General features: G+C 64.0%; 28 protein-coding genes and 1 pseudogene. 11 read left to right on the forward strand and 18 right to left on the reverse strand.

All coding sequences use genetic code 11. The annotated features are described in order from the left end of the window. On the forward strand, positions 1 to 894 hold the full coding sequence (locus tag FXB40_RS20545; protein WP_148773997.1) for a LysR family transcriptional regulator: 894 nt from the start codon (positions 1 to 3) through the stop codon (positions 892 to 894). A 187-nt stretch (positions 895 to 1,081) separates the two neighbouring features. Here the strand turns inward: FXB40_RS20545 and FXB40_RS20550 are convergent, their stop codons facing one another. From FXB40_RS20550 to FXB40_RS20590, 9 genes are all read right to left on the reverse strand, one after another. Further along, the gene (locus FXB40_RS20550) at positions 1,082 to 3,412 is read right to left on the reverse strand and encodes a PAS domain-containing sensor histidine kinase (protein ID WP_148773998.1); all 2,331 of its coding nucleotides are present in this window, start codon (positions 3,410 to 3,412) and stop codon (positions 1,082 to 1,084) included. Positions 3,413 to 3,624: 212 nt separating this feature from the next. Further along, positions 3,625 to 4,998 (reverse strand): cation-efflux pump, encoded by a 1,374-nt coding sequence (locus tag FXB40_RS20555; protein ID WP_148773999.1) that lies wholly within the window; start codon positions 4,996 to 4,998, stop codon positions 3,625 to 3,627. 204 nt (positions 4,999 to 5,202) lie between these two features. Beyond that, on the reverse strand, positions 5,203 to 6,174 hold the full coding sequence (locus tag FXB40_RS20560) for a zinc-binding dehydrogenase (RefSeq protein WP_148774000.1): 972 nt from the start codon (positions 6,172 to 6,174) through the stop codon (positions 5,203 to 5,205). 25 nt (positions 6,175 to 6,199) lie between these two features. After that, complete coding sequence (locus FXB40_RS20565; RefSeq protein ID WP_148774001.1) at positions 6,200 to 7,195, reverse strand: NAD(P)H-dependent flavin oxidoreductase; 996 nt, start codon at positions 7,193 to 7,195, stop codon at positions 6,200 to 6,202. Positions 7,196 to 7,463: 268 nt separating this feature from the next. Next, positions 7,464 to 8,114, reverse strand: a complete 651-nt coding sequence (locus FXB40_RS20570) for a hypothetical protein (protein WP_148774002.1) — start codon at positions 8,112 to 8,114, stop codon at positions 7,464 to 7,466. A 43-nt stretch (positions 8,115 to 8,157) separates the two neighbouring features. Beyond that, positions 8,158 to 8,358, reverse strand: coding sequence for a hypothetical protein (locus FXB40_RS20575; RefSeq protein WP_148774003.1), 201 nt, complete (start codon positions 8,356 to 8,358; stop codon positions 8,158 to 8,160). 165 nt (positions 8,359 to 8,523) lie between these two features. Continuing rightward, positions 8,524 to 9,240 carry a hypothetical protein gene (locus FXB40_RS20580; protein WP_148774004.1) on the reverse strand — a complete coding sequence of 239 codons (717 nt, stop codon included), beginning with the start codon at positions 9,238 to 9,240 and terminating at the stop codon, positions 8,524 to 8,526. 56 nt (positions 9,241 to 9,296) lie between these two features. Further along, positions 9,297 to 10,703 (reverse strand): hypothetical protein, encoded by a 1,407-nt coding sequence (locus tag FXB40_RS20585; protein ID WP_187437012.1) that lies wholly within the window; start codon positions 10,701 to 10,703, stop codon positions 9,297 to 9,299. A 240-nt stretch (positions 10,704 to 10,943) separates the two neighbouring features. After that, positions 10,944 to 11,855: a LysR family transcriptional regulator gene (locus FXB40_RS20590; protein ID WP_148774005.1), complete on the reverse strand. Its 912-nt coding sequence runs from the start codon at positions 11,853 to 11,855 to the stop codon at positions 10,944 to 10,946. Positions 11,856 to 11,996: 141 nt separating this feature from the next. Here FXB40_RS20590 and FXB40_RS50140 point away from each other — a divergent pair. From FXB40_RS50140 to FXB40_RS20605, 4 genes and pseudogenes are all read left to right on the forward strand, one after another. Further along, positions 11,997 to 12,356: pseudogene (locus FXB40_RS50140) on the forward strand (NADPH-dependent FMN reductase); the annotation flags it as partial. Between the two features lie 85 nt (positions 12,357 to 12,441). After that, positions 12,442 to 12,588, forward strand: a complete 147-nt coding sequence (locus FXB40_RS50145; RefSeq protein ID WP_347339771.1) for a hypothetical protein — start codon at positions 12,442 to 12,444, stop codon at positions 12,586 to 12,588. 13 nt (positions 12,589 to 12,601) lie between these two features. Beyond that, complete coding sequence (locus FXB40_RS20600) at positions 12,602 to 13,513, forward strand: NmrA/HSCARG family protein (RefSeq protein ID WP_148774006.1); 912 nt, start codon at positions 12,602 to 12,604, stop codon at positions 13,511 to 13,513. Positions 13,514 to 13,523: 10 nt separating this feature from the next. After that, positions 13,524 to 14,051, forward strand: a complete 528-nt coding sequence (locus FXB40_RS20605; RefSeq protein ID WP_148774007.1) for a hypothetical protein — start codon at positions 13,524 to 13,526, stop codon at positions 14,049 to 14,051. 12 nt (positions 14,052 to 14,063) lie between these two features. Here FXB40_RS20605 and FXB40_RS20610 read toward each other — a convergent pair whose 3' ends face one another. From FXB40_RS20610 to FXB40_RS48000, 6 genes are all read right to left on the reverse strand, one after another. Beyond that, complete coding sequence (locus FXB40_RS20610) at positions 14,064 to 14,837, reverse strand: fumarylacetoacetate hydrolase family protein (protein WP_187437013.1); 774 nt, start codon at positions 14,835 to 14,837, stop codon at positions 14,064 to 14,066. 11 nt (positions 14,838 to 14,848) lie between these two features. Beyond that, on the reverse strand, positions 14,849 to 15,868 hold the full coding sequence (locus tag FXB40_RS20615) for a 2-dehydropantoate 2-reductase (RefSeq protein WP_148774009.1): 1,020 nt from the start codon (positions 15,866 to 15,868) through the stop codon (positions 14,849 to 14,851). Positions 15,869 to 15,969: 101 nt separating this feature from the next. Further along, a complete protein-coding gene (locus tag FXB40_RS20620; protein WP_148774010.1) occupies positions 15,970 to 16,395 on the reverse strand; it encodes a CBS domain-containing protein in 426 nt (141 codons plus the stop codon). 180 nt (positions 16,396 to 16,575) lie between these two features. Further along, positions 16,576 to 17,910 (reverse strand): oxalate/formate MFS antiporter, encoded by a 1,335-nt coding sequence (oxlT, locus tag FXB40_RS20625; RefSeq protein ID WP_148774011.1) that lies wholly within the window; start codon positions 17,908 to 17,910, stop codon positions 16,576 to 16,578. Between the two features lie 259 nt (positions 17,911 to 18,169). Further along, complete coding sequence (gene oxlT, locus FXB40_RS20630) at positions 18,170 to 19,459, reverse strand: oxalate/formate MFS antiporter (protein WP_148774012.1); 1,290 nt, start codon at positions 19,457 to 19,459, stop codon at positions 18,170 to 18,172. A 248-nt stretch (positions 19,460 to 19,707) separates the two neighbouring features. Next, positions 19,708 to 19,845, reverse strand: coding sequence for a hypothetical protein (locus FXB40_RS48000; RefSeq protein WP_187437014.1), 138 nt, complete (start codon positions 19,843 to 19,845; stop codon positions 19,708 to 19,710). A gap of 296 nt (positions 19,846 to 20,141) precedes the next feature. On the opposite strand from FXB40_RS48000, the gene FXB40_RS20640 reads away from it, so the two are divergent. Continuing rightward, positions 20,142 to 21,470: an Hsp70 family protein gene (locus FXB40_RS20640; protein ID WP_148774013.1), complete on the forward strand. Its 1,329-nt coding sequence runs from the start codon at positions 20,142 to 20,144 to the stop codon at positions 21,468 to 21,470. A gap of 200 nt (positions 21,471 to 21,670) precedes the next feature. Here FXB40_RS20640 and FXB40_RS20645 read toward each other — a convergent pair whose 3' ends face one another. Next, complete coding sequence (locus FXB40_RS20645) at positions 21,671 to 22,114, reverse strand: SRPBCC family protein (RefSeq protein WP_148774014.1); 444 nt, start codon at positions 22,112 to 22,114, stop codon at positions 21,671 to 21,673. A 402-nt stretch (positions 22,115 to 22,516) separates the two neighbouring features. Here FXB40_RS20645 and FXB40_RS49220 point away from each other — a divergent pair, with 402 nt between their 5' ends. Together FXB40_RS49220 and FXB40_RS49225 are read left to right on the forward strand one after the other, a co-directional pair. Continuing rightward, on the forward strand, positions 22,517 to 23,488 hold the full coding sequence (locus tag FXB40_RS49220; RefSeq protein ID WP_246207773.1) for a phytanoyl-CoA dioxygenase family protein: 972 nt from the start codon (positions 22,517 to 22,519) through the stop codon (positions 23,486 to 23,488). Between the two features lie 220 nt (positions 23,489 to 23,708). After that, positions 23,709 to 24,542, forward strand: coding sequence for an alpha/beta hydrolase family protein (locus FXB40_RS49225; protein ID WP_246207775.1), 834 nt, complete (start codon positions 23,709 to 23,711; stop codon positions 24,540 to 24,542). Between the two features lie 4 nt (positions 24,543 to 24,546). Here the strand turns inward: FXB40_RS49225 and rpsU are convergent, their stop codons facing one another. Then, positions 24,547 to 24,846 (reverse strand): 30S ribosomal protein S21, encoded by a 300-nt coding sequence (gene rpsU, locus FXB40_RS20655; RefSeq protein WP_148774016.1) that lies wholly within the window; start codon positions 24,844 to 24,846, stop codon positions 24,547 to 24,549. 438 nt (positions 24,847 to 25,284) lie between these two features. Between rpsU and FXB40_RS20660 the strand changes: the two genes are divergently transcribed. The 3 genes from FXB40_RS20660 to FXB40_RS20670 all read left to right on the forward strand — a co-directional run bounded on the left by FXB40_RS20660 (position 25,285) and on the right by FXB40_RS20670 (position 26,113). Continuing rightward, positions 25,285 to 25,494, forward strand: coding sequence for a cold-shock protein (locus FXB40_RS20660; RefSeq protein ID WP_148774017.1), 210 nt, complete (start codon positions 25,285 to 25,287; stop codon positions 25,492 to 25,494). A 97-nt stretch (positions 25,495 to 25,591) separates the two neighbouring features. Next, the gene (locus tag FXB40_RS20665; protein WP_148774018.1) at positions 25,592 to 25,834 is read left to right on the forward strand and encodes a transcriptional regulator; all 243 of its coding nucleotides are present in this window, start codon (positions 25,592 to 25,594) and stop codon (positions 25,832 to 25,834) included. 54 nt (positions 25,835 to 25,888) lie between these two features. Beyond that, the gene (locus FXB40_RS20670) at positions 25,889 to 26,113 is read left to right on the forward strand and encodes a hypothetical protein (RefSeq protein WP_148754661.1); all 225 of its coding nucleotides are present in this window, start codon (positions 25,889 to 25,891) and stop codon (positions 26,111 to 26,113) included. Here the strand turns inward: FXB40_RS20670 and FXB40_RS20675 are convergent. Continuing rightward, positions 26,110 to 26,640 carry a GNAT family N-acetyltransferase gene (locus FXB40_RS20675; RefSeq protein ID WP_148774019.1) on the reverse strand — a complete coding sequence of 177 codons (531 nt, stop codon included), beginning with the start codon at positions 26,638 to 26,640 and terminating at the stop codon, positions 26,110 to 26,112. The two genes, FXB40_RS20670 and FXB40_RS20675, sit on opposite strands and share 4 nt — an antisense overlap. Positions 26,641 to 26,684: the final 44 nt, after the last annotated feature.

Genomic DNA, 26,684 nt, shown 5'->3' on the forward strand with positions numbered 1-26,684 from the left:
TTGATCGACAAGCTTGAACTGCTGCTGGCGCTGGCCAAGGAGCGGCATTTTGGACGGGCGGCAGAGGCCTGCGGCGTCACCCAGCCGACCATGTCGACCGGGCTGAAGCAGCTCGAGGAGATCCTCGGCGTGATGCTGGTCGAGCGCGGGTCCCGATTCCAGGGATTTACCCCCGAAGGCGAGCGGGCGCTGGACTGGGCGCGGCGGATCGTGGGCGATGCCCGCGCGATGCGCCAGGAGATCAACTCGCTGAAGGAAAAGCTTTCCGGCGAGATTCGTATCGCGGCGATCCCGACCGTGCTCGGCATGGTGGCCTCATTGACCACGCCGTTCCGCGCCAAGCATCCCGAGGTCCGCTTCCGCATCCAGTCGACGACCTCGTCCGAGGTGCTCGGGCTGCTCGAAAATCTCGAGGTCGATGCCGGGCTGACCTATATCGAGAACGAGCCGATCGGGAAGGTGCGCACCATTCCGCTCTTCAACGAGAGCTACCGCCTCCTGACCGCGCCGGATGCGATGTTCGGCGACCGGGAGTCCGTGACCTGGAGTGAGGTCGGCCAGGTGCCGCTGTGCCTGCTGACACCCGACATGCAGAACCGCCGCATCATCGATCGCGCGTTGCGCTCGGTCGGTGCGGAGGCGACGCCGACCTTGACCTCGAACTCGCTGCTGGTGCTGTACACGCATGTGAAGACGGGGCGCTGGGCGAGCGTGATGCCGGCCAAGCTCGCCGAGACGCTCGGGCTTTCCGACAAGGTCCGTTCGATCCCGATCACCGATCCCGACGTCAATTACAGCATCGGCCTGGTGATCCCGCAGCGCGATCCGATGACGCCGCTGATCGCGGCGCTGGTCAACGTCGCGCGCGAAGTGGCGCCGTCGCTGCAATCGTAGGAGCCAGAGCGGGAGGGCCCGAGCAAGCGCCTCGTCCTTCGAGACGACCGCTTCGCGGTCTCCTCAGGATGAGGCTCCGTTGTATCGGTGTTCGTCGAATGGCTGCCGCGTACTCCGCCCTCATCCTAAGGGCCCGCCGGAGGCGGGCGTCTCGAAGGATGGCCGCAGGCGAGCTTCCTGCCACGCTCTAGGCCGCGGCGGATATTCCGGCTGCGGCCTTGATGGCGTCGCGCGGCAGCGTCACGCGGACGACGGTGCCAACCTCGAGCCTGGAGCGCAGCTTCATCGAGCCGCCGTGGAGCTGCGCCAGCGAGCGCGCGATCGCGAGCCCGAGGCCGGAGCCGTGATAGGTCTTGGTGAGCTGGCTCTCGACCTGCTCGAACGGACGTCCGAGCCGCGCCAGCGAGTGCGGCGCGATGCCGATGCCGGTGTCGGCGATCATCAGCACGATCCTGTCCTCGAGCTGCAGGCTGCGCACCACGATGCGTCCGCCCTCGGGCGTGAACTTCACGGCGTTGGAAAGCAGATTGACGATGATCTGCTTGGTGGCGCGGCGGTCGGCGACGACCGAGATGGACTTCTCGACCTCGGCGTCAAGCGCCAGATTCTTGTCCTGTGCCCGGCCGGCGACGACTCGCAGCGATTCCGCGAGCGTCTGTCCGAGGTCGAGCTCCTCCATGTCGAGCTTCATCCGGCCGGCCTCGATCTTGGACATGTCGAGGATGTCGTTGATGACCTCGAGCAGATAATGGCCGCTGGTCAGGATGTCGTGGCAGTATTCCTGGTACTTCTCTGAGCCTAGTTCGCCGAACATGCCCGAGCCCATGATCTCGGAGAAGCCGATGATGGCGTTGAGCGGCGTGCGCAGCTCGTGGCTCATATTGGCGAGGAATTTCGACTTGGTCTGGTTGGCTTCCTCGGCCCGGGTCTTCTCGCGCTGATATTTCTCGGCGAGGTCGGCGAGCTCGATGGTCTGGCGTTCCAGCGCCGCCTGCGAGCGCTTGAGGTCGATGACGGTGGCGCGCAGGCGCAGATCGTTGTCGACGAGCTTCTGCTCGTGCTCCTTGATGCGGGTGATGTCGGTGCCGACCGAGACGTAGCCGCCGTCCTTGGTGCGGCGCTCGCTGATGTGCAGCCAGCTGCCGTCGTCGAGCTGGGCCTCGAAGGTGCGCGCGCCCGGGCCTTGGGCAGCGGTCTCGTTGTGGCGGGTGCGGACCTCCGGCATGCGGCCGACTTCCAGCACGGTCTCGTAGGATGTGCCGGGGATCACGGCCGTGTCGGGCAGCTTGTGCAGGCGCTGGAAATGCGAATTGCAGAGTACCAGGCGGTCGCTGGCGTCCCACAGCACGAAGGCTTCCGGAATGGTCTCGATGGCGTCGCGCAGGCGAAGGTCGGCTTCCACGGTGCGCTCGGCGAGGCTCTTCTGCTCGGTGATGTCGACCGCGATCCCGATCAGATGCATGCCGGCATCGCCCGCCCCGTGTGTCCGCTCGCAGCGGACGCGCAGCCAGATCCAGTGGCCGTCGACATGCTGCATGCGGAAGGTTTGGTCGATGTGGTCGATCTTCTCGGAGATGAGCTGGTCGGCGATCGCGAACAGGTCGATGTCGTCCGACTTCACCAGCGCGTTGACCTCGCCGAAGGTGAGGAGCTCGTTGCGGCCGTCCAGGCCCAGCATCGAAAACATCGATTGCGACCAGAAGATCCGGCCGCGCGACAGGTCCCAGTCCCACAGGCCGCAGCGGCCGCGGTTGAGCGCGGTGTCGATCCGGCCGCGCACGGCGTCGTTGATGAGGTCGCCTTCGCGGGCGCGCGTCGATTGCCAGTGGAAGGCAAAGCCGAGGATCAGGACGACGAAGCCGGTGGTGGCCGACAGCGTCACCGAAAGGGCTGCGTCCGAACCCCAGATCGGCTCGTTGCGTTCCTGGATCACGGTGACGAGGCCCGGCAGCGACTTGATCGGCCGCGAGGTCGCCATCGCGGTGTTGCCGTTCGGCAGCGTCATGTTGGAGACGTCATTGTCGCGCGGCGGCGCGGCAAGCAACTGCGCGGTGGTGATCGCATCGAGCAGGCTGTCGTTGCCTGAGGGATCGCTGTCGATCGGAATGCGGGCGAGGACGCGGCGTTCGATTCCGGCCGAGGTGACGACGACGTGGCGGCCCGCGACTCTGGCCCGGGACGGGATCATGTCGGGCAGCAGCGTCGGCAGGTTCTCGACGCTCTTCAGCCGCTCCGCGCGCACGGAGGTGAGGCGATCGATGCGCTCGGCGAGCAGTTCGGCGAGGAATGAAATGTCGTTCTGGATCACCTGGCGCTTCTGGCGCGTCTGATCGACGACCTGGACGAATGCGCCGAGGCAGATCGTGATGAGGAAGGCGATGATGAGCGTCGGCACGGCGCGACGCAGCGCCGGCTCCGCAATCAGGAGCCGATGATAGGCAGGTTTCGCGATCGATTGCGCCAATCCTTTGATCGAATCGGATTGGACACACGCGTTCGCGGCGTCTGCGCGCGCCATGCCTTCGGCCCCCTGAAAACCAGCTTACGACGAGTTTCGAAAGCAGCCCCACGTCGCTTTCGAATCAAAGCGATTTGAATCCAGTTTGCGCAGGCTGTCGAGAGTCAACGAAAGGTTAACGCGAAATAATTCTTATCCAACGGAGACTTCGCGCGTTTTAACTCCGCAAACTCACGTGCGTGATGAGTCCGAAACAAGAACGTGTGACTCCATCACGCACGCGGCGGTTCGGCGTGACTGATGACGCGCTTCACGCTCGGGAACGCGCGACGCAAGCGGCGCTCGATCGCATCGACTTGCTCGTGCACCCTGATCACGCTCATCGACGGCGTGGCGCGGCAATGGAAGTTGACGATCTCGCCGCCCTCGGTATCGCGCACGCGCACATTATGGATGTCGTGGATCTCGCCGCCGGCGGCATATTCGGTGAGCGCGGCTGCGATGGTCTGCACCCGCTCCGGCGCGGCATCGACGCCGAACGGCAGTTCCGGTTCCAGCGGCTCGATATGGACGTCGACCTCGACGTCCGCGCCGAACTCCTCCTGGATCTTGCGTTCCAGCGTGTTGGCGACGTCGTGGGCGGCCTCGAGGGCCATCTCGGCGTTGACCTCGAGGTCGATGCCGACGATCAGCTTGCCGCCGAGATCGTGCACCGTGACGTGGTGGATCGCGAGGCCCGAATTGTGCGCGATCACCATGATGCGGTCGCGCACGGTTTCGTTGTCGCGCGCGACGGGGACCGCGGTGAAGGTGAGGTCGGCGTCGCCGAACGTCTTCGTGACGGCGGCCTGCGCGTTGCGCTTGATCTCCTCGACGCGGTCGATCGGGTAGGTCCGCGGCACCTTTGCGATGGTGTCGATGAACGTGGTCGCCCCGACCATGCGCACCCGCAGCCGCTCGACATCGATCACGCCGGGTACGCTGCGGATGGCGGCGGTTGCTTTCTCCTGGGCGCCTTCCGGCGCGCGGTCGAGCAGCGTCTGCACCGTGGAGCGTGCCATCCGCAGGCCGAGCAGGGCGATCATCACGGCCACGGCCGCGGCGGCCGCGGCGTCACCCCACCAGAAGCCGCAGGCCGCGAGAATCAACCCCACGATCACGGCACACGAGCCCATGACGTCTGATGCAAAGTGCAGGGCGTCGGCAGCGAGCGCCTCGCTTCGGGTCTCGCGGGCAGCCCGGTGCAGGGCGCGGGCGCGCCAGAGATTGACGACGATATCGATCACCAGCACCACGAACGGCACGGCCGAAATCGTCGGCGGCGGGGTTCCCTCGCGAAGGTGGCTATAGGACTGGACCAAAATGCCGCCGGCGAGCACGTAGAGCAGGGCGGTGACGCCGAGCGCGGAGATGCTCTCGAGCTTGCCGTGGCCGTAATGGTGCTCGTCGTCGGCCGGCTTGTCCGAGACCCGCACCACTGCCCAGGTGATGATGGTCGCGACCAGGTCGATCGAGGAGTGCAGCGCTTCGGAGATCAGCGCCAGCGATCCGATCGCGATGCCGACGACGAATTTGGCCGCCGCCATGCCGCCGCTGGCCAGGATCGAGATGGCCGCGACCGATGTCTTGTCGTGTTGTCCGCTCATGGCGGGGATTTAGCAGGGCGTTCGCGAACATCAAGCGACGATCCACAGAAGTAGTCGCTAGTGAGTTGCAGGAGCGGGATACAGGTTGGTCTCGTAGGGTGGGCAAAGGCGCGAAGCGCCGTGCCTACCATCTTGCCTCGATTGCGAACGTGGTGGGCACGCTTCGCTTTGCCCCCCCTACGGGACCGGAATCCGGAGCGACAGCTACGGCACCGTCACCACGATCTTCCCGAGGTGCTTGTTCGCCTCCATGTGCTCGAACGCCTTGTCGATGTCGGAGAAGGCGTAGACCTTGTCGATCGGCAGTTGCAGCTTGCGCGACTCGACCGCACCCCAGATGTCCTTCCTGACCTCGTCGAAGATCGCGCGGACCTCCTCGATGGAGCGGGTGCGGAAGGTGACGCCGATATAGGAGATGCGGCGGGCCGCATGCAGGTCGAAGTTGAAGTCGGCATGGGTGCCGCCGAGCCGGCCGACATTGACGATGCGGCCCAGGACCTTGGTGGCGGCGAGGTTCTGGTTGGCGACTTGGCCTGAGACCTGGTCGACGATGAGGTCGACGCCTTCGCCGTTGGTCGCCTTCAGCACCTCGTCGACCCATTTGGGATCGGAGGAGTCGACCGCGAGGTCGGCGCCGTATTCGGTCAGTCGGCCGCGGCGATAGGCATCGGTCGAGGAGCCGATCACAAGCTTGGCGCCCTTGAGCTTGGCGATTTGCATCGCCATCAGGCCGACGCCGGAGCTGGCACCCTGGATCAGCACGGTCTGCCCCGGCTGCACGCCGCCGACGGTGACGACGGCGTTATGCATGGTCGCGAGCGCGACGGGGAGGGTGGCCGCCTCCTCGAAATTCATGTTCGAGGGCGCGCGAAACAGCCGGCCGTGGTCGGCCAGCGTGTACTCGGCGAACGCCGCGCCGCCCGAGCCCATGATGCGGTCGCCGACCTTGACGCCCTTCGCATCCGGTCCAAGCTCGGCGACTTCACCGGCCCATTCCATCCCAAGCACGGTGCCGACGCCGCCGGCCGCGCCATGGGCGTGTCCCTTGCGCATGCCGGTGTCGGCGCGGTTGAGGCCACAGGCGCGCACGCGTACCAGCACCTGCGTGCCTTTTGGTTTTGGTTGAGCGACGTCGGAAATCCGAGCGCCATCAGGGCCGTAGACATAAGCCTTCATGAATTACTCTCGCTTCCTGCAGTGATTATTCCGCGGCTTGCGCGCTTGGTTGAGCGATCATGGCTTCGAGCCGGCTGCGAATGATCGCCTCGGCTTCGCGCACGATGCGGGAGATGAGCTCGCCGCAGCTCGGGATGTCCTGGATCAGGCCTTGCACCTGGCCGGCCGACCAGATGCCTTCGTCGGAATTGCCAGTCGCATAGACCATCTTGCCGCGGGCACCGGCGACGAGCTCGCGGATGTCCTCGAACTTGGCGCCTTCCTTCTCCATGGCGACCACCTTGGTCGAGATCTCGTTCCTGGCGACGCGCGAGGTGTTGCGCATGGTGCGGAAGATCAGCTCGGTCTCGCGCTCGTCATTGGCGACGATCTTCTCCTTGATGAGCTGGTGGATCGGGCTTTCCTTGGTGGCCATGAAGCGGGTGCCCATGTTGATGCCCTCGGCGCCGAGCGCCAGCGCCGCGACCAGGCCGCGGGCGTCGGCAAAACCGCCGGAGGCGATCATCGGGATCTTGACCTTGTTGGCGGCGGCCGGAATCAGGATCAGGCCGGGGGTATCGTCCTCGCCGGGGTGGCCGGCGCATTCGAAGCCGTCGATCGAGATGGCGTCGACGCCCATCCGTTCGGCCGACAGCGCGTGGCGGACGCTGGTGCATTTGTGCACGACCTTGACGCCATGTTTTTTGAACTCGTCGACATGCTCCTGCGGCTTGTTGCCGGCGGTCTCGACCACGGTGATGCCGGCTTCAATGATCGCGGCGCGGTATTCGGCGTAAGGGGGCGGCTTGATCGCGGGCAGGATGGTGAGGTTGACGCCAAACGGCTTGTCGGTGAGGTCGCGGCAGCGCGCGATCTCCCTGGTCAGGTCCTCCGGCGTCGGCTGGGTCAGCGCGGTGATGAAGCCGAGCGCGCCGGCATTGGCAACGGCCGCGACCAGCTCGGCCCGCCCGACCAATTGCATGCCGCCCTGGACGATCGGGTGCTCGACGCCGACGAGTTTTGTGAATCGTGTCTGCAACATTGATCTTGTTCCCCCCGGGTGGCCCGCAGGCTCTGTTATCGATTGATGGCGGGAGGATGCCGCCCGGGTCAGGAAAAGTCTATTGCGCCAGCCTGCGGGGCAGGCAGGGCGATCATGCGAAGAAGGGATGTGATTCCGTGGGGCGGATAATTTGCGTGCGGGGCTGGTGTCGTAGCCCGGATGGAGCGAAGCACAATCCGGGGTTCTCGCAACTGAGCGACACTGGTCCCGGATTTCGCTGCGCTCCATCCGGGCTACGAGGCTTCAGCTACTCCGCCGACAACCGCACCATCTGGCGGCCGCCGTTGATGTCTTTCAGGCTGTTGACGAAGTTTTCCGGGCGCTGCCAGCGATAGGGGACCTTCAGTCCCATGTACTCGGCAATGTCGCCGATGAAGCCGGTGCAGTTGGTGGTCTCGGCATTCCAGACCGGCGAGCTTGCCTGCAGCTTCTTGATGTAGGCGAACACGCGCTTGGCGTCGGCCTCGTTCAGATAGACGCGATAGCTCGCGGTCAGATAGTCCGGATCGAGATCGCCGTAGCTCGCGCCGGTCTCGGATGGCACCCAGGTGAGGTGACCGAGCACGTAACTCAAGGTGTCGCCCTTGGGCGTGAGGCCTGCGACCTCGACGGCGCGCTCGCTGGTCTTGCCGTACCAGACGAAGGCGTGGCCCCAGCTCGCCGCCGTCCGCGCGCGGAAATCGACGTAGTACGGACCTTTCTCCGCACGCGCGACGGGGCGCCGCGTCGATTGCGGCGCCTGTCGCGATGAGGAGTCGGTCGTGGCAAGCGCATTTGCATCGGCAACGCGCTTGTTCGCTTCGTGGGCCGAGGCCGATGGCATCGTGCATGCGGCCATGGCCGCAAGAGCGAGACCTGCAAGGATGCAGAATCCCGATCGATCAGGTTTGTTCGTCACGTGTGCCCCTCGACTGTCGGCCGGCTACGCAGGTTTTTGCGCCTCAGTAGCGCGCTGCGACCGGGCCGGGCGCCTTGCCGATCGGGGCCTTGCCAATCGGGCTCTTGCCAATCGGCATCTTGCCGATCGGGGCCTGCTCGGCCGGATAAGGCACGGGCTGGCGGCGCGGCAGATCCGCAGCGTTCGCAGCCGTCACCAGAGCAAGCGTCGCACCCAGAACAATTACAATCTTCTTCACAGTCATACCCCTAGCAGGTTTGGTCCAAACACGGCTGAGCCGTGCCCCCAGACACGTCTCACACAAGGGCGGCCGAATGCGACCACAGTGCGGCACCCCCGCGGCTTGTTGGCGGCATTGATCGGGCACGCGCAGAAGTGATGTGTGTCAAAAATGTTTCGGAACGCCGCGTCAGCGATCGGCGGTGAGGCGGAAATGCATCTCGATCTTGGCTGGCGATGGCTCGCTCGCGGTGCGCCAGGGCGAAAAGCCGGGGGTCGGATCGGGATCGGAACCGAGATCGATCGGCCAGCGCTGCGTCGGCACGCCCGGGAGCGTCAGGCTGACGCCGCGGTGGCGTGTCTTGTACATCAGAGACGCCGTGGAAATGATCGCCTTGCGGTCCCCGTCATGCGCGCGCCAGTTCGCCGGCAACATCGCGTTGGCATAGCCCGTCGCTTCCTCGACCTCGATATGCACGTCCTCCTCCTTGTCCGGCAGGGCCATGCCGGGGGGAAGCCGAAACTCGATCTGCAGCGTCATGAAGCCGTGGCTGAGATTGGGCGAGCGGATGAATTCGTACCATCCCCAATAGCCGAGGATGGACGCGATGAGCAGCACGGTGGCGGCAAAGGGGAAGGAGAGCTGCGTGGCGCGGTGAGGCGCGGCACCGGTGGTTTCCGCAGGCGGCTGTGGCGTCGCATCCCGGACCAGACCGAAACGCACGAACAACCAGATGCCGGCGATCAGGCCGGCCACGCCGCCGATCGGGCCGATATCGAAGAAGGCCCCCATGGCGATGCCGCCATCGCGGTCCGGCCCCGCCAGCATGACCACCAGCGCGGCAAGGCCGGACCAGCCGGCGAGTGCGCCGAGCAGGGCAGACAGGAGGCCGAGGATGAAGCGCATGTGCGATTCGTCGCAGGCAGATTAATTGCGGTTCGAACCGGTCCGTCGTTCGGCCTTCACCCGATCCGGTTCAGGCTGTTGCGGATGGTCGAGAAGATGCCGCCGATGTCCTTGCGCAAGCCATCGAGCGCGTTGAAATTCTCGAAGATGCGGGCGAGGCGATCTTCGACCTCGCGCTTGCTCTTGGTCAGCGCATCGACGCGCGAGGTGAGGGTGACATCGCCGTTGGCCTCGATCTCGCCGACGGTTTTGGCGAGGAGATCGCGGGTGGTGCTGACATCGGCGATCATGGCCTCGATGCCGAACACCGGCGCCTTCAGCGGCACGAGATCGGCCTGCGATTTCGACAGCTCCGTCTTGAAGGCGTTCAGCGTCGCCAGCGTTTCCTGCAACGCGCCGAGGCGCTGGCGCGACTGGAGCACAAAATCGTTCAGCGCGTTCTGGCGGTCGACCAGCGTCGTGCCGTCCGGATCGGTCTCGACATCGGCGAGCGAGCGTTCGAGCTGAGCCCGCCGCTGGCCGAGCTCCTCGAAATCGAGCCGGATGGTTTTGAGGATGTTGGCGCTGTCGTCGATACGGGCGAGGCGCTGCTCGATCTCGATCTTGTTGTTCGACAGCGTCTCGACGCGTGCGCTGAGCGGCGTCTCGCCGCCGGCCTCGATCTCGTCGACGCTCTTGGCGAGGCGGTCATGGCTGAGGCCAAGCTCGCCGATCAGGGCGTTGATGCCGGCATCCGATGAGCGCAGCGGCACCAGCTCGGCATGGGATTTTGCCAGATCTTCCTTGTACTGGTTGAGCGTCGCAAACGTATCCTGCACCGCGTTGACCCGGCCCAGCAGCGTCGATACGTCACGGGCGATGTCCTTCAGCCGGTCGGCGAGGTTGTTCTTGCGGTCGTCGGTCTCGAGGTCGAGCAGCGCGCGTTCGAGCTGGTTCTGGCGGTCGCGGATCTCGGTAAAAACAGGCTCGACCGCGCGGCGCTGATCGGCGACCTTGCCGACCATCTCGCGCAGCCCCTGCTGGCGGCGGCGGATCTCGGCGAGCTGATCGTGCATGTCGGTGGACTGGTTGCGGCCCTGCTGGAGCAGCGCGCGCTGCTCGGTCTCGCCGAGCTTGTCGTGCAGCGCGGAGACGGCCTCCCTGGGATCGCTCTCGATCAAGTGCTGGACGGTGGTATCGAGGTGATTTTGCAGGGCGTGGGCGACGACGACGTCTTCCCGGGTCTTCTTGAGGCGGTCGCGCAGCTTGTCGAGGCGCCGATCCTGGCGCGAGAGCCGCCAGGCCGAGGCGCCGATCAGCGCCAGCCCGACCACCAGGATCGCACCGACTGCGATGCGCTGCGGCATCGGCAGGCCCGAAAACGCGACGGGCAGATGAGTGATGTCGTATCCAAACGCCTGCGGGGCGAGAAACGCGATGGCGGCGAGCAGGACAGCCCAGGCAACCAGGAAAAACAGCCACATCGTGACGCCCCCACGCCGGCACAATCTCGCCATGATTGCTATTGGAGAGCGGAACCGAGATCAAGGGCCGGGCGGGTTGCCGATTATTTTGGGGGCGGGGGCTGTGCAAAACCTGCGGACCCTCAATCTACCCCCCGCGAATAGGTTTTGACCGCTTCCGACCCAACTGCGACGTTCGTCGGTCTCATCCGAGAACGCGGGAGAGCGCGTATGCCCGTCATCGGTTGGCACTGGCGCGAATTACTGCAATCCCTGTGCGCTGACTATTTCGGCCCGCATCCTGCCGACGACGGAATCGATGAAAGCTGAAACGGCCAATGGCAGGTGAGCCCGGTTGGGGTAGACGACGCTCATGCCGAGATTGCGACGCGCGTATTGGGGCAATACCGGCACCAGTCGGCCGGCCGTAAAATCGGCCGTCCCCAGTATCGGAGTTAGCGCGATGCCGAGGCCTGCTATCGCCGCCTTTCGGATCGCTTGCGCGGTATTCGCCATCACGCGGCCGGTAACGGTCACCTCCTCGTCGGTGCCGTCGGGACCTTGAAGGCGCCACGTCGCATAGTCCCGAGCCTGTGGCACGAACAGACAGTCATGACGGGTCAGGTCCTGCAATGTGGCTGGCGTCCCGCGCGCGGTGAGGTAGGAGGGGCTGGCGACAAGTCCGATCGAGCGGCTCTGGATCTTGCGCACAACATAGTTCGGACCACGCGTTGCATTGCCTCGGAAGGCAACATCGATGCCCTCTTCGATAAGATCGACCGTGGCGTCGCTTAACACGAACTCGACACGCACGAGTGGGTGTGAGGCCAGGAATTCGGCCACCCATTCCATCCTGTAGAAGTCGAAGAAGTCGGCGGGCATCGCCACACGTATCAGCCCCCTGGGTACCCGCGCCCCGGCAATCAGATCCTCTCCCGCTTGTTGCAGTCCGTCCACGGCCACAGCGCTATGACGATAGAGTTCGTGCCCGGCATCGGTGAGCTTCAGCTTCCGGGTTGATCGCTGCATCAGCCGAGTGCCGAGCTGCTCCTCCAATTCTTGAATGCGCCGGCTGACCGTATTGGCGGGAATCCCCAGACGGCGTCCGGCCTCCGCGAAACTACCGAAGCGAACGACCTGTACAAACAGGCCGATATCATTCAGGTCGAGCATCGTCGACATTCCTTCGAAAAATGGGGGAGTTAAATCCGATATCCCCATGTAGTCAATTAAACATGCGACGGCCATGTAGCGGGCAGCGGGACACGCACTCCGTCCCCGATTGTTCGATCAGCCCTGAAAGGAACAGCCCACATGCCCAAGATCCCGCATATCGGCATCGTCGTCGGCTCGACGCGAGAGGGCCGCTTCAGCGAGCGGGCGGCCGCATGGTTTCACAGGATTGCGGCCCGCCGCACCGATCTCAGCGTCGAAATTGTCGATCTGCGCGACTACCCGATGCCATTCTTCGATGAACCGGCATCGCCAGCCTGGATGCCACCAAAGCACCACGTCGCTGAGCGCTGGACAGCGAAGCTCACCCTGCTTGACGGGCTCGTTTTCGTCACGCCCGAATACAATCACGGATACAGCGCAGTGCTGAAGAACGCGCTGGATTACGCCTTCCAGCAATTCAACCGCAAGCCGGCGGCCTTCGTCGGCTATGGCGGCGTCGGCGCCGCACGCGCCATCGAGCAATTGCGCATGGTTGCCGTCGAACTTCAGATGGCGCCCGATCCTCAAGTCTGTGAACGTCGGCATGGCCGAGTTCCTCGCCATCTGGCAGCAGGGCAAGGAATTCGCGGATTTTCCGCATCTCGAACAGGCGGCAGTCGCTCTGCTGGATGACCTGTCCTGGTGGAGCCGGACGCTGCAAACCGGGCGCCACGCCGCATCCGCACAGTGAGAGGAGAGTGGTCATGAGCCAGAAGCTTACTGTTGTCGTCACGGGGGCTACAGGCCAACAAGGTGGCGCGGTGGTGAAGAACCTGCTCGAACGCGGCCATGAGGTTCGCGCCGTCACGCGCGATACCGACTCCGCCAAGGCGAGAGCGCTTGCCAGCGCCGGTGTCACGCTCGTGCGCGCGTCACTCGAAGATACAGCCGCGCTTACGAAGGTGCTCGAGGGAGCGACCTCGCTGTTCTCGATGACCACGCCATTCGAAGGAGGTCCGCAAGCCGAGACGCGACAGGGCATCTCTGCCGCGGACGCGGCCAAGGCAGCAGGCGTACATCTCGTCTTCACCTCCGTCGGCTCTGCCAATCGACAGACGGGAGTCCCGCACTTCGACAGCAAATACGAGGTCGAGAAGCACATCGCCAGGATCGGCGTGCGCGCCACGGTCCTGGCGCCCGCCTATTTCATGGAAAACCTCTATTTCGGCAAAGAGCAACTCGCGAAGGGCATCTACGCCGCGCCGCTCCCGCCAACGAGGCCGCTCGCGCAAGTCGCCCTCGCGGACATCGGCGCCGTCGCCGTTCGTCTCCTTGAGGACCCAGGCCGCTTTGCAGGCAAGCGCTTCGACCTCGGGGGCGATGAACTCACGGGCAACGACGTTCTCGCCATGCTCTCGCGTGTCACCGGCCGGCCGTTCACCTATTTCCAGGTCCCGCTGGACGTCATCCGCCAACGCCTGGGTGAAGACGGCGCCAAGATGTACGAGTGGTTTGACCGTGTCGGCTTCGCATTCGATCGCGCAGCGCTCCGCCGTGAATTCCCCGACGTCGCCTTTCACGACTTCGAGTCGTGGGCGAAGGCGCAGGATTGGAACGCGCTTCTTCAAGGCGCCGATCCGTCCGCACGCGCGATGCATCCAGCAACCCATAAATGAGGTGATACCGATGAGCCGGATCCCAACCCACACAGTCGAGGACGCCCCCGCTGCATCGCGGGCGCTCCTGCAAAAGATCGTTGAGGCCACCCCGATGGGACGCCCCGCGAACCTGCATGCCCAGATGGCGCATTCTCCGGCGGTCCTGACAGCGTATACGTCGCTACGCGCTGCGCTTGCCGCCACGACCTTCGATCCGAAGGTGGGTGCGGCCCTGACTCTCGCGGCTGCGGCTGGGGTCGGCAACAACTACATGACCCGTATCGCCAGTCGGCTCGCCCAGATGAATGGCTGGACCGAAGAGCAGGTCACGGCCTTAGCGACGGGCACTTCGACAAGCGACGCCAAAATCGATGTGCTGGCAGGGCTGGTGAGGGAAGCGGCTGCCAATTCGGGACATGTTGCCGACACCACCTGGAAAGCAGCTCAGAAAGGCGGCTGGAACGATGAGCAACTGACCGATGCGTTTGCCTATTTGGGGGCGACGGTGTTCACGGGGTACTTCCTCAATTACGCGCAAACCGACCTGGACGTCTAACGTCCTCGCCTCCTACAGCCGAAACTCGTTGGTCAGTTCGCCGATGCCGTCGATCGCCACCGTCACCGTGTTGACCGGCTCCTTCATGACGCCGACGCCGACCGAGGTGCCGACCGCGATGAGGTCGCCGGGGAGCAGGGTCATGTCGTGGGAGATCTTGCTGACGAGGGCTTGTGCACTGAAGATCATGTCGGAGATCGGATAGTTCTGCCGCTCCGCGCCGTTGAGGATGGTGCGGACGGTGAGCTTTGCCGGATCGAGGCCGGTCGCGATGACGGGGCCGAACGGGCCGTAATCGTCGATGCCCTTGGCGCGGGCCCACTGGGGAAAGGTGGGATCGCTGGTCAGGATGTCGTTGGCGGTGATGTCGTTGACGCAGGTGTAACCGAAGATGAAACTGTCGGCCTCGGCAGGCGAAACGCGGGCGCAGGTCTTGCCGATGACGATGCCGAGCTCGCCCTCATAGGTGGTCTTGCCGTCGTAATAGGAGGGACGGCGGATCACGGCGCCGGGCGTCGTGATCGTGGTGGTGGCCTTGAGCAGATAGAGCGGCTCCGGCGGCTCGGGCTGATTGAGCTTTGCCGCGAGCGCGTGAAAATTGTTCCAGAGCGCGACGATCTTGCTGGGCGCGCAGGGCGCGAGCAGCTCGACCTCTGACAGCGCCAGCGTCTTACCCGTCGCAGAGTTGCGGCCGAACATCTCGCCCTCATGCACGCTGATCTCAGATGCGGTCAGCGTGCCGAAGCCGGTGGTGCCGGCGTGGCGGAAGCGGAGCCACTGTTTCATCTCGCCAGCCATCACGCCACCGCCAGTGCGCGAGGATCTGATGGCGAGGAGACACCGTCGTAGAGGCCGGCGACGCGGGCGCGCTGGGTCACCATCGCCAGCACCGAGTCGAGTGCCGGTGTGGGGATCCTGGTCAGGCGGCCCATCTCCTGCACTACGGTGACGAGCGGGTCGATCTCCATCGGGCGGCCGCGCTCGAGATCCTGCAGCATCGAGGTCTTGTGCGCGCCGACCTTGCGGGCGCCCTCGATGCGGCGCTCGACGTCGACGCGGAATTTGACGCCAAAGGTTTCGGCGATGGCTTGCGTCTCCACCATGATCGCGCGCGACAGCGCGCGTGTGGACGGATCGGTGCAGATCACGTCGAGCGTGGCGTGGGTCAGCGCGCTGATCGGGTTGAAGCAGACATTGCCCCAGAGCTTCAGCCAGATCTCGTCGCGGATGCGGTCGAGCACCGGCGCCTTCAGGCCGGCCGCGACGAAGAAGTCGGCGAGGCGCTGCACGTCGCTACTGATCTCGCCGGAGGGCTCACCGAGCGGAAAATTATTGCCGTAGACGTGGCGGATCACGCCGGGCGCCTCGATCTCGGTTGCGGGATAGACGATGCAGCCGATCGCGCGCTCGGCCCCAAGCTCGCGCCATTGCCGCCCGCCGGGATCGATGCTCTCCAGCGTCGCGTTCTCGTAATCGCCGCCGTGCTTGTGGAAGTACCAATAGGGGATGCCGTTGACGGCGGTAACGATGCGGGTGTGCGGTCCGAGCAGCGGCTGCATTTTCTCGATCACACCTGTGATCGAATGCGCCTTCAGCGTGACGATGACGTAGTCCTGCACGCCGAGCTCGGCCGCATTGTCGGTGCAGCGCGGATAGACCGTGTGCTTCTCCTCGCCGGCGAGCAGCGTCAGGCCGTGCTCGCGCATCGCGGCGAGGTGCGCGCCGCGTGCGACCAGGCTGACATCGGCGCCTGCGCGCGCCAGCTGCACGCCGAGATATCCGCCGATCGCGCCGGCGCCGTAGATGCAGATCTTCATGAAATCCTCGCGGGGGTACCGGAATTTGGGACGAAAGATCCGGTCCGGCTCGGAGGTCTCCGAGCCGGGGCCGGCAGTCGCAGGGGAAGAGTGGTCGCGCTTTAGGCTGCTTGCGACGTGCTGTTGGTCGCTTCGTCAACAGCAGCCGCGATGTCGCGCATGCTGATGACGGAGACGAGGCTGTAGTCGTCGATCACGGGCAGGTGCCGGATGTGATTCCGGTTCATCAGATGCCTGACGTGCTCGATCGTGTCCGACGAGGTGCAGGAGACCAGCTGCTGCACCGAGACGAGCTGTGAGACCTTGACGTTGACGGCATTGGTGCCGTGCTCGGCGACCGCGCGCACCACGTCGCGCTCGGTGAACATGCCGACGGCCGTGTTGCCTTCCGAGCGGACCACGTCCTTCACCACCAGCGCGCTGATGTTGTTGGCCCGCATCAGCTTGGCGGCGATACCCACTGTTTCGTTCATTCGCACCGTGACAACGCGCGGCGTCTTCTTACGCAGAATGTCTCCGACCAGCATTGCAACCTCCTTGGGTGAATGACGAGGGAAGTGTGGTATACATAATGCCAATCGTCAAGCGCTGGATTTGGCTGATCCGAAAATTCTTGCGGCAGCAATGCTGACGTTTGTCGTCGCGCGCCAAAGAAAAAGGGGCGCATCGCTGCGCCCCTTTTGACCGACGTGCCGGAGTGTGGCGGCTCACGCCGTCCCGGTCTTGGCTCTGGTCTCGGCACTCGCCGTTGCGGTGTTGGCGCTCTCGGCTTCCTTGCCCAGGATGAAGGAGCGGCGCAGCGGCTTGATCACGAACAGCGCCATCAGCGCGGCCGTCGCGTTCAATGCCACCGCCACCACGAACACGGCCTTCCAGCCATAGGCGGCCGAGATCACGCTTGCGAGCGGGACCAGCAACGCGGCGGTGCCCTTCGCGGTGTAGAGCATGCCGTTGTTGGTGGTCGCATACTTCGAACCGAAGGTGTCGCCGCAGGTGGCGGGGAACAGTGAGTAGATCTCGCCGAACACGCCGAAATAAACCGCGGTCGCGAGCACGAACACGATCGGAATGTGGCCGTAGGCCGAGAGCGTCAGCAACATCACCGCCGCGGTGCCGAAGGCGATGAACATGGTGTTCTCGCGGCCGATCGTATCGGACACGTAGCCGAAGAACGGGCGGCCGAAGCCGTCGAAGATGCGGTCGAGCGAGATCGCGAAGGTCAAGGCCGCCATCTGGAAGCCGAGAAGTGTGACCGGCGTATCGGCGATCTTGAAGTCGTGCGCGATCGGGGCGATCTGCGCCGCGGTCATCAGGCCGCCGGAGGCGACCATGACGAAGACGAGGTACATCACCCAGAAAATAGGAGCACGCAGCACCTGCGGCGGGGTGAAGTCGATCTTGGTCTGCGGCAGATTGAGCTGCTTCTTCTTCGGCGGAATCGAGATCCGCGGCGGCTGGATGAAGAAGGCGAGCACGAACACGATCAGGCCCTGGCCGATGCCGAAGGTGAGGAACGCTTGCTGATAGCCGCTCGATGCGATCATCATCGCGATCGGCACCACGGTCAGCGCGGCGCCCGCGCCGAAGCCCGCGGCTGTCGCGCCGGCGGCGAGACCCCGGCGGTCGGGAAACCATTTCAGCGCGTTGCCGACGCAGGTGCCGTACACCGCGCCCGCGCCCATGCCGCCGACGACCGCGGCCGCGTAGAGCAGGGGAAGCGAGTCAGCATAGGAGTTGAGAACCCAGGACAGCGCGATCATCACGCCGCCGAACATGATGACGATGCGCGGGCCGTATTTGTCGACGAACCAGGCTTCGACCGGCACGAGCCACGTCTCGGTGACGACGAAGATGGTGAAAGCAAGCTGGATCGCCGCGCGTCCCCAATGATGGGCCGCGTCGATCGGATCGACGAACAGCGTCCAGCCATATTGCAGATTGGCGATCATCGCCATGCAGGCGATGCCCATGCCGAGCTGGAGCCAACGGAAACCGGTTCGTAAGGGCGCAGCGGTTACCGCGCCGTCCGTGCTGGACATCATCAACAACCTCCCAAGCGCCTGTCTGGTCGACATCAAATGCCAAGATGACCTGATGTCGCAAACATTGTGTCTTATCGTCGCAAGCGCAGCAGGAAGCTTGGTATACCATATTCCAGAATGCAAGCCCTATCTTCGAAGCGCCTCCAGGAAAGTGCGCAATTCCGTTCGGATATAAAGAATAATTGCTGCTTCGCACAAAACGAAAACGCCCGGCCGCGAGGCCGGGCGTCGTGCGCGGGATGGTGTTGTGCGAGCGAGCTCAGATGGTCGATTGCGCGACCACGACCTTGCGCCAGGGTTTGAGCACAAACAACGCCAGCAGCGAGGCCAGGATGTTGGCGCCGGCCGCGAGGATGAACACGTTGTCCCAATGGCCGGAGGTCTGCTGCACATAGTTTGCGAGCGGCACCAGCAACGCGGCGGTGCCTTTCGCGGTGTAGAGCAGGCCGGCATTGGTGGTCGCGAATTTTGCGCCGAACGTGTCGGTGCAGGTCGAGGGGAACAGCGAGTAGATCTCGCCCCAGGCAAAGAACACGAAGCCCGACAGGATCACGAACCAGATCGGATCCTGGCCCCAGAGATAGAGCATCCAGATGCCAAAACCTTCCATGCCGAAGGCGATGAACATCGTGTTCTCGCGGCCGATATTGTCGGAGATCCAGCCGAAGAACGGACGCGTCAGGCCGTTGAGCACGCGGTCGATGGTCGCTGCGAACGTCACCGCGGTCATGGTCATGCCGATCAGCGTGACCGGCACGGCGTCGACCTTCCAGTCGACCGCGATCGGCTTCAAATTCGCCGTCACCATCAAGCCTCCGGCGCCGACGATGACGAACATGAAGTACATCAACCAGAAGATCGGTTGGCGCAGAACTTCGGTCGGCTGGTAGTTGCGCCGCGTTTGAACCAGCGCGGCGTTCGCCACCACGTTCGGCACCTGGCCCGGCTTCGGCGCCAGCAGGAAGAAGGCGAGAATGCAGATGATGATGCCTTGTCCGAGGCCGAAATAGAGGAAGGTGGTCTGGAAACCGCTGTCCTTGATCATCGCCTGGATCGGCGCAACGGTGAGCGCAGAGCCTGCACCGAAGCCGGCGGCCGTGATGCCCGCGGCGAGACCGCGCTTGTCGGGAAACCATTTCAGCGCATTGCCGACGCAGGTGCCGTAGACGCCGCCGGCGCCGATGCCGGCGACGATCATGCCGAGATAGTAGCCGTTGAGTGTGGTGGCCTCGGCGTTGATCGCCCAGCCGATCGCGCAGAGCACGCCGCCGACCAGCACGACGATGCGCGGACCGTATTTATCGACAAACCATCCTTCGACCGGCACCAGCCAGGTCTCGAACAAAACAAACAGCGTAAATGCCCACTGGATCGAAGCGCGATCCCAACCGAATTTCTTCTGGATGTCGGGGACGAAGAACGTCCAGCCATATTGGTAATTGGCGATCATCACCATGGCCGCCACGCCGATCGCCAGTTGTGCCCAGCGATACGTATCGCTGACGCGTGCAGCGGTAGGAGCCGTTGTTGTCTGCACCATGTCCGTCATGAATCCTCCAATAGCGCTTCTGTTTTTTTGAGCGAGCGTTGGAGGCATTCTTGTATTCATTATGCCAAGCTTCAAGCGCGCGCCGGCCCATTGTGCGCTTATGACGCAACCTCGTTTGCGAGGCTGCGCAAATGTGCCGATTCCCAAATAGAAATGGCCCCGCAGAGCAGGGCCATTCTTCAAAAGTAGGAGTTCGCTGGTTTTACAACCGCCGCGACAATTCGACGCGCCGGCGCTCGTCCTGGCTCTTACAGGCCGAAGCGGGGCAAATCGCCGTTGCGGTTGGAGACCTCGGCGCTCGCCATCAGAAAGCGGTCGACGGCGGACATGAAGCGGGCGAACAGCGAGGCGGAGGGCGCGAGCGCGACGGAAGCGGTCTTGGACATCGGAATTTCCTTTTCTCGAGACAGTCAGTAGTGCTGTCTCATTTCGAGAGGCAATCTATGTATACCAGATGCCACTGTCCATGCATGCCATTGCATGGCAGCATTCGAATTGCCGCATTGCAGCATAACGCTTCGTTAAAGCGGGCCGCCTGGGGCTAAAAACGCGCGGTTTGGGGCTCAAACGGGTCGGAAAGCGGCTCCGGGCCACGACGGGTCGGCCCTGAGGCCCGGCTCTTGGCACCGCAGTGCAAAACGGCTAGTGGTTCGCCCCCTTTTCCAATCCCGCAGAGTGGTTCATGTCGAGCGCCTCGCCCGCCGTCTCGATCGGCATCGATTTTGGGACCAGCAACACGGTCGTAGCTCTTGCGGTGGACGACCGCCGGGTCGAGGCCATCCGCTTCGATCACGGCGGACAACGGCACAGCACCTACGTCTCGGCCCTGTGCTTCTGGGAGGACCGGCCGGGCGCCGGCGCCCAGGCCGAAGGCGGTCCGTGGGCGATCGAGCAGTTTCTCGAAGGCCGCCACGTCTACCGTTTCCTGCAGTCGTTCAAGACCTTTGCGGCGAGCTCGAGCTTCAACACCACGCAGGTGTTCCGGCAGCGCTTCAAGTTCGAGGATATTCTGGCGGCGTTTTTGCGCACGCTGGCGCGCCATGGCGGCGACAAGTTCGGCTTCGAGGTGGCCAACATCACGGTCGGCCGTCCCGTGCGCTTTGCCGGCGGCAATCCCGACGACGATCTGGCCATGCAGCGTTATCGCGCCGCGTTCGAACGCGTCGGCGCCGGTCGTGCGCGCTATGTCTATGAGCCCGTGGGCGCGGCGTTCTCCTTCGCCCGCCGGCTGGAGCGTGATGCCACCGTGCTGGTTGCGGATTTCGGCGGCGGCACCAGCGATTTCTCGGTGATGCGCTTCTCGCGCGCGGGCGGCACGCTTCGCGCCGAGCCGCTTGGACATGCCGGCATCGGCATTGCGGGCGACACGTTCGATTATCGCATCGTCGATCACGTCGTCTCGCCGCGGCTCGGCAAGGGATCGAGCTTCCGCTCGTTCGACAAGGTGCTGCCGGTTCCGAACAGCCACTACACCAACCTCGCACGCTGGCATCAGCTCGCGCTGATGAAAAGCAACGGCGATCTCCGCGAGCTGCGGGAGCTTGCACGCACAGCAGTGAAGCCGGCGCTGCTTGAGGATTTCATCACCATCGTCGATCTCGATCTCGGCTTCTCGCTGTACCGCGCGGTGTCGGACGCGAAGGTCGCGCTCTCGGCCAGGGATGAGGTCGACTTCCGCTTCAAGGGCGGCGGCGTCGAGATCGGCTCGACCATCACACGGAAAAACTTCGACGCCTGGATTGCCGACGACATCGCCCGTCTCGGCGCCACGGTCGACAAGGTGCTCGGCGAATCCGGCGTCACCGCGCGCGAGGTGGAGAAGGTGTTCCTGACCGGCGGCACCTCGTTCGTGCCGGCGGTGCGAAAACTGTTCGCCGACCGGTTCGGCAACGAGCGGCTGATGTCGGGCGACCAGTTCGAGTCGATCGCCTACGGCCTCGCGCTGATCGGACACAGTCCCGAGCCGGATCGCTGGACCGCAGACGGCGGGCTCAAGAAGGCGGGCGCGTAAGGTCCTTTGTGCGATTTGAGCGCGCGCCTCGTCCTTCGAGACGACCGCTTCGCGGTCTCCTCAGGATGAGGCTAAGCAGCATCAGCGCCCGTTGAAATTGCTGCTGCGCACTCCGTCCTCATCCTGAGGAGCCCGCAAAGCGGGCGTCTCGAAGGATGGCCACAAGGGAGGTGCCCATCGGGCCATTCCCGCTCTGCCCCTTACTGCTTGATCTCCGGCTCGACGAGCCGCGCCAGGTTGCGCAGCGATTCCTGCCAGCCGAGATAGCAGGCCTCCGGCGGGATCGCGTCGGGAATGCCGGCCTGCGTGACGTCGAGCTCGGTGCCGACAAGGACCTTCTTCAGCGTCACCGTCACCTCGATCTCGCCGGGCAGGTTCGGATCCTCGAACTTGTCGGTGTAGCGGAGACGTTCGCCAGGGACGAGCTCGAGATATTCGCCGCCGAAGGCGTGGCCGTTGCCCGTCGTGAAATTCCGGAACGACATTCTGAAGGTGCCTCCGACCTTCGGCTCCAGATGATGCACGGTGCAGGTAAAGCCGTTCGGCGGAAGCCATTTTGCCAGCGCATCCGCTTCCATGAAGGCGCGATAGACTTTGTCCGGGCTGGTCGTGAGAACGCGGTGCAGGCGTACGGTGCTGGGCATGGTGTTGCTCCCTCATGAATTGCTGGGCTCGACGTCGCGTCTATTGCCCAATCATGGCCCGAGGACGAACGAGGGGGCACCGATCCGACATGAGGGCGTCGGATTTTTTCGCCGGGCCTGCCGGGCGGCGCGCTGTTGATTGTATCGCGAGGCAGTCGATCGACCGCAAGGCGTGACTTGCGGCGGGAGGCCGAGTGCAACTGCATCTGACGCGTGTCGTGACGACGCAGCGTGCATACCGCGCGCGATGTTCGCACAATTTGAGAGCATCTAGTCCGGAGTTACACTTCGAAACACTCAGGCCGGATTTTAGCCTCTAGTCTCAGCGATGAGTTCGTCGCGGACCGCGTTGCATGACACGGCGACCGCGCGACGAATCCATCGCACTGGGGAATTGACGACATGAAGCAGACGACGCTGCGCTACCGGGCCCTGCGCCGGGTCCGCAGCCTGCCGGCCGAGACCGCTTCGCGGTTGCTCGGAATGCCAGCCATTAGTCGGACATTGAACAAGGCCTACGAAAAGGCGCGCGCATCGCACAGGCCGCGCCTGCCGGGACTCTCGTCGCGCGACATGGACATCGTTGCCGGGCTGGAGAAAAACGGCGTCTACATCACCTCGCTCGCGGCGCTGGATCTGCCTGGCACGGACGCACTCTGGACGTCGGCGACCGGCATCGCGAACGCCTATTCCGTTCGTGCCAAGGCGGGTGAGTTCGCCGGCCAATATACGGTGCAGGTCGGCGCCGAGGACATGATGCGCCATCCGCACATCGTCCACTGGCCCCTCAACGACCGCATCCTCGACATCGTCGAGACCTATCTCGGCTTGCCTGCGGCATGCGACACGCTGAATTTCTTCTATACATTGGCCGATGGCCGTCAGGTTGCGGCGCGCCGATGGCATCGCGATGTCGAGGATCGGCTGATGGTCAAGGTGATCGTCTATCTGCACGATGTCGATGAGGAGGGCGGCCCGCTCGAAGTCCTGCATCGTGCCTTTCCGGGCTGCGACCAGCTCGACGGCGCCAATTTTCCGGTCCTGACGCAGGAAATGCTGGAGGGGCGGCTCGGCGGCACGCTGGAGCGCGGCGATGTAACGACCTGCACCGGCAAGGCCGGGACGGTGATCTTTGCGGATGTCGCGAGTCGCTACCATCGCGGCCGCCCGGCGATCGCGCGCGACCGCTCTGCGCTGTTCTACAATTTCTTCTCGCGCTCGCCGCTTCGCCCATTCTTCTGCGAGCGGCACGTGTTCTCACGGGCGCAACTCGCCGAACTTGCGGCTGGCCAGACCGCGCGGGCGCGCGATTGCATGCTGTGGCACGCCAACGTACCTCTGCTCGCCCGGATCGTACCACGCGCGCGGTTGTAGAAGGACCCAAGCCACAATTCCGCTATCGTTCCCCGCTCAACTCCCGCGCGAAATCAAGGGGCGTCCGTTGCGCAGGACAGTTTGGGCTTTCGCCATCGCATTGTGCTGTCTTGGTTCGTGTTTTGGCTCATTTGCCAAGGCAGCAGGCATTCAGCTTCTCGCTTCCGATCCGGCTCTGTCCGGCGCGATCTGGTACCCTTGCGCGGCGGAGCCGGCGCAGGTGGCGCTAGGCAGTCTTGCAGTCGACGCGGATTTTGGCCTGAAGGGCGCGAAGGACTGTCCCGTTACAGGCGCAAAGCTTCCGCTCATCATCTTTTCGCACGGCCGGGGCGGATTCTTCGGCCAACATCACGATACGGCGGAAGCGCTGGCCGACGCCGGCTTCGTCGTCGCGGCCATCAATCATCCCGGCGACACCGCTCATGACTCTTCGCGGCGCGACACTCTGTCGGTCTTAGGATCGCGCCCGGCGGACATGGTGCGCCTGCTCGATTTCATGTTGAAGGACTGGAAGGACAGGGCGGTGGTCGATCCCGCTAAAGTCGGCTTCTTCGGCTTTTCACTCGGAGGCTTTACCGGTCTTGTGCTGATGGGGACCAGGCCGGATTTCGCGAGGGTCGCCGGCCTCTGCAAGGAGACGACCGGTGCATGCGCGCAGTTGCACAATGGCGAGACGCCGCCTGACCCGATCCAGGATGCGCGTATCCGCAGCGCTGTCATCGTTGATCCCGCGCCGGGGCTCCTGACGCGGGAGAACCTCGCAGCCGTCAAGGTGCCGTTCCAGTTCTGGCGGTCGCAGCTCGGCGGTCCGGGCGTTGGCGACGGCTCAGGCACCGCACGCGTCGCCGACGGCCTGCCGGGTAAGCCCGAGATTCATGTCGTGCCGGCCGGCCATTTCGCTTTCCTTGCACCGTGCTCGGCCGAACTTGCGGCAGCCATCCCGCGCATCTGCACCGACGTGCCGGCGGGGTTCGACAGGGCAGCCTTTCATCGCGAGTTCGACGCTGCGGTGGTGACTTTCTTTCGCGAGCAGCTCGCTGGCGGAGATCGGTGAGCGCTTAGCTGCGAACCGCGGGAGACGCCGGCGCCGTTGCGGTAGCCCCTTGCGGGGGTCGCTTTGCGCCGTCTGCAACGCGTTTCTTCGGCTTCACCACGATCAACCCGTCGCGAATGGCCTGCTTCCGCGCCAGCTTCCTCATGCGTCGCACCGCTTCGGATTTCCGTCGCGCCGCCTGCTCCGACGGTTTCTCGTAGAACCGCGCGCGTCGCATCTCCCTGAAGACGCCTTCGCGTTGCATCCTCTTCTTTAAGACGCGTAGGGCCTGATCGATATTGTTGTCGCGGACGAAAACCTGCACCGGCGGCTCCCTTGGTTGAGGCTGCCTTGGTCGACCAGGACTGCGCGACAGCCGCGTGCGCAGGGATGATTGGATCGGATATGGCAGCTCCGCGATGACGTCGATCCGACATGGTCGCGCGGGTGCGCTGGTCGATGTGACGCGGCCTGACAGCGGATGTCAAACAGGGCTCGCCAAACAGGGCTCGTGAGGGCTCGTCCGCCTTGCGCTTGACGACCTTGAGTTTGAGTCCTGAAGCCCGCAAAGGTTCCGGGCGCGATTAAATCCCGCTGTAGCCTTGCTAATATCGATGGTGAGGTATACCTTAGGGCTGTTCGTTCAGCCGCTGTGCCTTGTTGAATGCGCCCGCGGGCTCCTTTTCCATCGACATCGACGAATTGAAACGGTTCTGCGTGAGCGTCACGCGGAATGCACATGTGTGCTCTTTGGAGAAGAAAAATGACGACAGGTACTGTGAAGTGGTTCAACGGCCAGAAGGGCTTCGGATTCATTCAGCCCGACGATGGCGGCCAAGATGTGTTCGTTCACATCAGCGCGGTCGAGCGGGCTGGTCTTGGGGGTCTCGCTGAGGGCCAAAAGGTCAACTTCGAGGCCAAGACCGACAAGATGCGGGGCAAGGTCAGCGCTGAGAATCTCTCGCTGGCTTAAGTCCATCAGTGCCGTTTCACGGATGTACTGAAACGGCCATGCGACCCGCTCGATCCCTGGATTGAGCGGGTTTTGTCTGTTGCCGAAAGGGTGAAAGATGAGCGCCAGGAAATCGGCCGAACCGTCACCCGAAAGCGTCGCGCGCACCAACCGTCAGCGCCTGGCTGCTCAAGAAGGCGCGCAGGCGATGCTCGATGCCGAAAAGCAGGCCGCCGACGTTCGCAAGAACATGGCGCGGCTTCGCGAGCTGCGCCAAGCCAGGGAAGCGGCCGACGCAACCCTCCAGGCATCGTTACCGGCCCCGATCCCGGCGAAGCGCAAGAAGAAGGCGCCGCAATAGCCGACTTCGATATCGCCGACGAACGACGAGACAGGGCCGGTCAGATGCCAGGGAGTGCGGATCGTGCCTAGAATCAAACCGGACGGCGGTGGCACCATCACCTTCTTTCTCGCGCACGGCGCGGGCCGGCAACTGTGCCGGTTGGCGACCACCTTTGCGACGCAAAAGCAGGCTTTCAGCTATCTTCAGAAATACCGGACGGAATTCGAGCGCATCGCGCGGACGCGGCTGGATTCGGGCGAGCTCGAAGACGGCGTCGTCGTGCTGTCGATGCTCTAGGGCGCATCTATCCTGAGGCGCGGACTCATGAGATCCTTTGCCATCAGAACCAGGTCGTAGTAGCGGCCAGCCTGCTTCAGAGCGTTCTTCTCCACGCCGTACTCGAGGAAGCCCAATCTCGCGTAAAGACTCCGCGCCTGTTCATTGTCCACCACCACGCTGAGCTGGATCAGCTCAACCTGCTGACGGGCGTGATTGCATACCGCTTCGACCAACCGTCGACCGACCTTGGCATTCCTTGCGGCGGGTCGAACGTACATTCCCCACAGCGCGCCTTTGTGAGCTTCTTTCTGGCCCTGCTGGACGGAAAAGCCGACAATGCCGACGAGCTCTGTGTCGCGGAACGCGCCGAGCACTGTAGAGCTGCCGATCCGATCCGAGAACAAACTCAGTGGCTGAGCATCCTCAACCTCGAAGGTGCTACCGAACGCTTCCGGGTTGGCCTGGAGAGCCTCCAGTCGAATGTCTCGATAGAGGACTGCGTCCTCCCGTGCGAGGCGACGTATCTCAATGCCGTCGTCGGTCATCCTTCGTCTTCACCAGCAGGCAGGGAATATTCCTGGTGAGTTGC

It is taken from the genome of Bradyrhizobium rifense, from assembly GCF_008123425.1.
Taxonomy (GTDB): Bacteria; Pseudomonadota; Alphaproteobacteria; order Rhizobiales; family Xanthobacteraceae; genus Bradyrhizobium; species Bradyrhizobium rifense.

What these genes read in the sequence shown, in the direction of transcription:
- FXB40_RS20550 (WP_148773998.1), bottom strand. Translation starts at nt 3,412, where the DNA reads ATGGCGCGCGCAGACGCCGCGAACGCGTGTGTCCAATCCGATTCGATC.
- FXB40_RS20555 (WP_148773999.1), bottom strand. Translation starts at nt 4,998, where the DNA reads ATGAGCGGACAACACGACAAGACATCGGTCGCGGCCATCTCGATCCTG.
- FXB40_RS20560 (WP_148774000.1), bottom strand. Translation starts at nt 6,174, where the DNA reads ATGAAGGCTTATGTCTACGGCCCTGATGGCGCTCGGATTTCCGACGTC.
- FXB40_RS20565 (WP_148774001.1), bottom strand. Translation starts at nt 7,195, where the DNA reads ATGTTGCAGACACGATTCACAAAACTCGTCGGCGTCGAGCACCCGATC.
- FXB40_RS20575 (WP_148774003.1), bottom strand. Translation starts at nt 8,358, where the DNA reads ATGACTGTGAAGAAGATTGTAATTGTTCTGGGTGCGACGCTTGCTCTG.
- FXB40_RS20580 (WP_148774004.1), bottom strand. Translation starts at nt 9,240, where the DNA reads ATGCGCTTCATCCTCGGCCTCCTGTCTGCCCTGCTCGGCGCACTCGCC.
- FXB40_RS20585 (WP_187437012.1), bottom strand. Translation starts at nt 10,703, where the DNA reads ATGTGGCTGTTTTTCCTGGTTGCCTGGGCTGTCCTGCTCGCCGCCATC.
- FXB40_RS20590 (WP_148774005.1), bottom strand. Translation starts at nt 11,855, where the DNA reads ATGCTCGACCTGAATGATATCGGCCTGTTTGTACAGGTCGTTCGCTTC.
- FXB40_RS50145 (WP_347339771.1), top strand. Translation starts at nt 12,442, where the DNA reads ATGGCCGAGTTCCTCGCCATCTGGCAGCAGGGCAAGGAATTCGCGGAT.
- FXB40_RS20600 (WP_148774006.1), top strand. Translation starts at nt 12,602, where the DNA reads ATGAGCCAGAAGCTTACTGTTGTCGTCACGGGGGCTACAGGCCAACAA.
- FXB40_RS20605 (WP_148774007.1), top strand. Translation starts at nt 13,524, where the DNA reads ATGAGCCGGATCCCAACCCACACAGTCGAGGACGCCCCCGCTGCATCG.
- FXB40_RS20610 (WP_187437013.1), bottom strand. Translation starts at nt 14,837, where the DNA reads ATGAAACAGTGGCTCCGCTTCCGCCACGCCGGCACCACCGGCTTCGGC.
- FXB40_RS20615 (WP_148774009.1), bottom strand. Translation starts at nt 15,868, where the DNA reads ATGAAGATCTGCATCTACGGCGCCGGCGCGATCGGCGGATATCTCGGC.
- FXB40_RS20620 (WP_148774010.1), bottom strand. Translation starts at nt 16,395, where the DNA reads ATGCTGGTCGGAGACATTCTGCGTAAGAAGACGCCGCGCGTTGTCACG.
- oxlT (WP_148774011.1), bottom strand. Translation starts at nt 17,910, where the DNA reads ATGATGTCCAGCACGGACGGCGCGGTAACCGCTGCGCCCTTACGAACC.
- oxlT (WP_148774012.1), bottom strand. Translation starts at nt 19,459, where the DNA reads ATGACGGACATGGTGCAGACAACAACGGCTCCTACCGCTGCACGCGTC.
- FXB40_RS48000 (WP_187437014.1), bottom strand. Translation starts at nt 19,845, where the DNA reads ATGTCCAAGACCGCTTCCGTCGCGCTCGCGCCCTCCGCCTCGCTGTTC.
- FXB40_RS20640 (WP_148774013.1), top strand. Translation starts at nt 20,142, where the DNA reads ATGTCGAGCGCCTCGCCCGCCGTCTCGATCGGCATCGATTTTGGGACC.
- FXB40_RS20645 (WP_148774014.1), bottom strand. Translation starts at nt 22,114, where the DNA reads ATGCCCAGCACCGTACGCCTGCACCGCGTTCTCACGACCAGCCCGGAC.
- FXB40_RS49220 (WP_246207773.1), top strand. Translation starts at nt 22,517, where the DNA reads ATGAAGCAGACGACGCTGCGCTACCGGGCCCTGCGCCGGGTCCGCAGC.
- FXB40_RS20660 (WP_148774017.1), top strand. Translation starts at nt 25,285, where the DNA reads ATGACGACAGGTACTGTGAAGTGGTTCAACGGCCAGAAGGGCTTCGGA.
- FXB40_RS20665 (WP_148774018.1), top strand. Translation starts at nt 25,592, where the DNA reads ATGAGCGCCAGGAAATCGGCCGAACCGTCACCCGAAAGCGTCGCGCGC.
- FXB40_RS20675 (WP_148774019.1), bottom strand. Translation starts at nt 26,640, where the DNA reads ATGACCGACGACGGCATTGAGATACGTCGCCTCGCACGGGAGGACGCA.